This window comes from Mesorhizobium sp. M2A.F.Ca.ET.037.01.1.1 (assembly GCF_003998075.1).
Classification (GTDB): Bacteria; Pseudomonadota; Alphaproteobacteria; order Rhizobiales; family Rhizobiaceae; genus Mesorhizobium.
In genome coordinates, this window is record NZ_RZSA01000492.1 from 1 (window position 1) to 4,825 (window position 4,825).

At 60.7% G+C, this 4,825-nt stretch carries 4 protein-coding genes; all 4 read right to left on the bottom strand.

Going from position 1 to position 4,825, the window contains the following annotated elements:
• Positions 1-1,083, bottom strand: a 1,083-nt coding sequence (locus EOA27_RS22265; RefSeq protein WP_127257187.1) for a GMC family oxidoreductase N-terminal domain-containing protein, incomplete at its 3' end; no start/stop codon positions are given.
• On the bottom strand, positions 1,084-2,955 hold the full coding sequence (locus tag EOA27_RS22270; RefSeq protein ID WP_189562080.1) for an ABC transporter permease subunit: 1,872 nt from the start codon (positions 2,953-2,955) through the stop codon (positions 1,084-1,086).
• Positions 2,956-3,095: 140 nt separating this feature from the next.
• On the bottom strand, positions 3,096-4,163 hold the full coding sequence (locus EOA27_RS22275; RefSeq protein WP_127257191.1) for a betaine/proline/choline family ABC transporter ATP-binding protein: 1,068 nt from the start codon (positions 4,161-4,163) through the stop codon (positions 3,096-3,098).
• Positions 4,160-4,825, bottom strand: a 666-nt coding sequence (locus EOA27_RS22280) for a glycine betaine ABC transporter substrate-binding protein (protein WP_127257194.1), incomplete at its 5' end; no start/stop codon positions are given. The genes EOA27_RS22275 and EOA27_RS22280, both read right to left, overlap by 4 nt.

Sequence of the window (4,825 nt, forward strand, 5' to 3'; positions counted from 1 at the left end):
GAATTGCAGATCCGGCCGATCGATGCCCGGCTTGCTGCGGAGAAAGGCCTGGGCATTCATTGGAAATACCGAGAGCGGTCCACTGCGCAACGCCACCAGTTCGGCTGCGGCCGCTGCTGCCCGCAACGGGTTGAGAAGGCTGTAATAGGTGATGGGTTTAAGGCAGGAATGCTGCACCATTCCCCCGATATGTTCTTGCAGATTTTCACCCACGCCTGGCAATTCGTGCTTCACGGCCAAGCCGTGCCGGCGAATTTCATCGGCAGGGCCAATGCCGGACAACATCAGCAGATGTGGCGATTGGTAGGCTCCTGCGGACAATATGACCTCTTGCTCGCATCGGACGGTCTGCGGCAGCCCGCCACGCCTCACATATGTGATGCCGAGACACCGGCCATGCTCGATTTCGAGGCGGGTGACCTGAGCGTTGGTCTCAACGGCCAGATTCGGTCGCGGGCGCGCCGGCGCCAGATAGGCGTTGGACGACGAGCAACGGAGAGGAAACCCGTGAGTATGGGTGAATTGCGACCAGCCGAAACCGTCCTGCTCAGCACCATTATGGTCGGGATTTATGGCGTACCCCAACTGTCGGCCAGCTTCGAAGAAGGCCTCAAAAAGCGGATTGCGATAGTTGCCGAAAGCGGTTTTGAGCGGGCCCGAGCCGCCCCGCAGGCCAGACTTGTCCTCGCCTTTCCAGTTTTCCGATCGCTTGAAATATGGCAGGACATCGGCAAATGACCACCCCACTGCTCCCAGGTCGGCCCACTCGTCATAGTCGCTGCGATGCCCGCGCAGGTAGATTTGCCCGTTGATTGACGACGAGCCCCCGATCACCTTGCCGCGCGGCAGGCTGATGGACAATCCGCCCATCCCGGGCTCCGGCTCGCTGCGGAACTTCCAGTCCATCTTGCTGCCAACCGTGAAGACTTCGCCGGTGGGGAGGCGGATGACCGGGTTTCGGTCTCCACCACCCGCTTCCACGAGGAGCACACGGCACTTTGGATCTTCAGACAGCCTGCCGGCCAGGACACACCCTGCGGAACCAGCGCCCACGATGATGAAGTCGTAGGAATCCTTCAGCATCTAGGTCCTCGCCTTTTTTATCAATGAGGCGCGAAGCAGACGGTCGGCCATAATCGCAAGACAGACCATGGCTGCTCCGGCAACGATACCGCGCCCCGGATCGGCTTTGCTGAGCGACATGAGGCAGTCCGCCTCGAGGCCCTTGGTTCCGATCAGGGCGGTTATGACGAGCACGCCAAACGCCATCATGATGGTCTGGTTGACTGCCAGCAGCAGGCCCGAACGGGCTACCGGCAGACGCACAAAGAACAGGCGTTGCCAGGCCGAGGCCCCGGTCATCTCCGCGACCTCAATGACCGCGCCTGGGATATTGCGCAACGCCGCGGCCGTATAACGGGCAGCCGGTGTCCAAGCGTAGGCGACGATGGCGATCAGTGCGGCGAAGTCCCCCGACCCGAGGAACATGATTATCGGAATGAGGTAAACAAAGCTGGGCAGGGTCTGGATGGTATCGATGATCCAGGTCATGACAGCGTCGAACTTGGGATAGGCCACGCATAAGATCCCCACCGGTATCCCGATCAGCAGAGCCGGTATCACGCTTGCCACGAGGAGATAGCTGGTAAGCTGCGCCTGCATCCATAAGCCGGACGTGGCAACGAACAGCATCATCAGGAGACAGGTCACGGCCAGACGCCAGCCCTGCAGGATGTATCCCGCCGCAGCAACGGCGATAACGGCGCCGAACCAGGGGATACTGAGCGCGAAAAGCTTGGCCGGCTTGAGCAGCCAGATGAAGGCGAGTGTTTTGGTCTCTCGCAATTGGACGGACCAGTTCGCGTTCACGGTCAGCACGAGATTGTCCCACCATGAAGCCATCGAAAGGGTAGATCCCATCGGCAAACGGCCGAGCCAAGGCATCGCAAGCTGCAGCAGAAACGGAACTGTCAGCGTCGCGAGGAGTATGCTCAAGAAGCTCCCGCGCCCCAGCCATCCAGGGACTCTGGCAGCAGGTGCTGGGGACGCGGCCGCCTTGCCGAGTTGATCGAGCGCGATCGCCAGGAGCACGATCGCCGCTCCGGCCTCTATCCCCTTGCCGATTTTCAAAGACTGCAAAGCCTTGAGCACTACTGCGCCGAGGCCGTCCGCACCGATGACGCTTGCGATGATGACCGTTGCAAGTGACAGCATGATCAGCTGGTTGAGGCCTACCAGGAGTTTCTGTCGGCAAGAGGGCAGCAGGACGAGCCACATAGACTGCCGGCGGGTCGTGCCGGCCATTTCTGCTGCTTCCCGGATGGACGGTGGCACTTCTTCGAGGGCCAGTGTCACGACCCTTGCCATCGGCGGCGTCGCGTAGATCACCGTTGCGATCATTGCGCCGACTGGACCGAAGCCGAACAAATAGAGGATCGGCACCAGATAGGCGAAAACCGGAACCGTCTGCATGTTATCGTAGACCGGCGTCATGACTTTCTCGAGCGCCGGGTGACGATAGACAGTTATTCCCAGAAGAGTTCCGGTAACCGTGCCAACGAGGACCGATACAAGTACTGACGCCAAGGTCAGCATGGTCGGTTGCCACAAACCAAAGAGAAGCGCGTAAAGCAATGCGCTTGCTACCAAGACGGCCAATTTCCAGCCCCCCAGCCTTGCCCCGAAGAGAGCCGCGGCGAGGACCACCGAAAGCCATGGTAGAGGCGGCAAGACAACGCCGCCGACCGTGATCCCCATGGTCAGCAGATCTTGCAGAAACCGCATGGGATAAAGAAAGATTGTCGCGAAGGCTCGGGTGAGCTGGTTGAGCTCGACACCGAATATTGCCGCGTCCTTAGCTACGTAGGTTATCGCAGTGCCTGACCACTTCATAAACGGCGGAACCAGAGCATCTGGAACCGTCGACAACGCCGCCGGCAGGCCGAGACCGAACAACGGAGCCACGCAAAGCGAGAGACCGACGGCAAGCAATGCCCGTGCGAGCAGACCTGTCGGGGAAACCACCCTGGGCCGGCTTGGAAGCTCCACGCTACGCAGAGGCGTCAAAGGGCCCGTCATGACCGACGCGGAGCGGCTCATGAGTGATTATGTGCCCGCGCGGTTCCGGAAAGCAGGACTGCAAGCACGGCGTTGCGACTGATCGCTCCAATCGCGGCGCCGTCACTGCCAAGCACTCTCACAGGATCTGTTGCGCTCAGGACAGGCCCGGCAACGTCCACGATCTTGTCGCGGGCCTGTATGGTGGGGCCAGTAAGGCCAGCAGCGGACGCCGTGTGATCCATGACCGACGCGACTGTCAGAACTTCGGCCCGGCGAACATCGCGCGTAAACGCCGCGACATAGTCGTTGGCAGGTGAAAGGACGAGTTGCTCCGGTGTCGATAGCTGGACGATCTCACCGTCTTTCATGATGGCAATCCTGTCGGCCAGCCGCATCGCCTCGCTGCAATCGTGTGTCACGAAGACAATCGATTTCCGCAATATTGTCTGCAACCGCATCACTTCGTCCTGCATCTCCCGCCGCACCAGCGGATCAAGAGCCGAGAAGGGTTCGTCCAGGAACCAGATATCAGGTTCCAGAGTGAGAGACCGGGCGATGCCGACGCGCTGCTGCTGGCCTCCGGACAGTTGGTCGGGATAGTGATCTGCCCGCCCGTCGAGACCCACCAGGGCAAGCATTTCGCGCGCCCTCTCTTCTCGACGCGCCTTTTCCACGCCCTTGATGCGCATCGGGAAGCTGACATTCTGCAGCGCGGTCATGTGCGGCAGCAGGCCGTAGCCCTGAAACACCATACCCATCTTCTCGCGCCGCACCTGCATCAAGCGGCGGGCGTCGAGTTCTCCCATCGCCAACCCATCAAAAAAAACGCTGCCGTAGGTTGGTGTCACCAGCCTCGTCATGCAGCGCAGAAGAGTAGACTTACCCGAGCCTGACAGACCCATAAGAACGAGGATCTCGCCGCGATTGACGGAAAGGCTCACGTCCCGAACTGCAGCCAAATGACGGGGCGAGGCGTAGAGTTGCGCGGCGGAGATGCCGCGCGACCGCCCCGCCTCTATCTGGTGGGCTTTTGGCCCGTAGAATTTCCAGACGTTCGCGCAGGATAAGATGTCGTCGCCTGAAACCGTCGCCGGCTCGGTCATTGAGCCCAGTCCGCCGCGACGTCCGTATGCTTGGACAGCCACTCAGCCGCCGCGTCCATGCTCTCCACGCCGTCGACATCGACCCGTCGGATTCCCCATGCCACGTCCTCGGTCTTCAACTGGAAGAGGCGAAGTATACGGGCCGCCTTGGGAAACTTGGCCTCGGACTTGACGTTCGCGACCTTCCAGACGTAGCCAGCGGGGTTGTCGCAATCCCAGATCTCGTTTGGATCTGCGCCCCAGGTCTTGTCGGCGATGCAACCCGGCTCAAAGGCCGGGAACTGCACGAACTTGCCCTCATACTCGGTGGTCATCCAGTCTGGCGAAAATCCCCAGCCGATCACCGGCTCCTTACGCTGCATCGGTCCCACCATGGCGGCATGGAGCGCAGCGGGCGTGCCGGTCGATTCCAGCGAATAGGGGAGTTTGAGCGACTTCAATCTCGCGATATTGTTGGTCGTCCAGTCCGCCGGTGCCTCGACGAAACGACCCAGAGGGGCCGTCTCGACCGTCGAAAGCGCCTTCACGCAATCGGGTTGAAGAAGTGCCTTCCAATCCGGCAGCCCCGGGCAAAGCTTTTCGACATATGTCGGGTACCACCAACCTTCTCTGACCTTGACGCCGGTCGCTCCCATATTCACGACTTCGCCCGTGGCCAACGC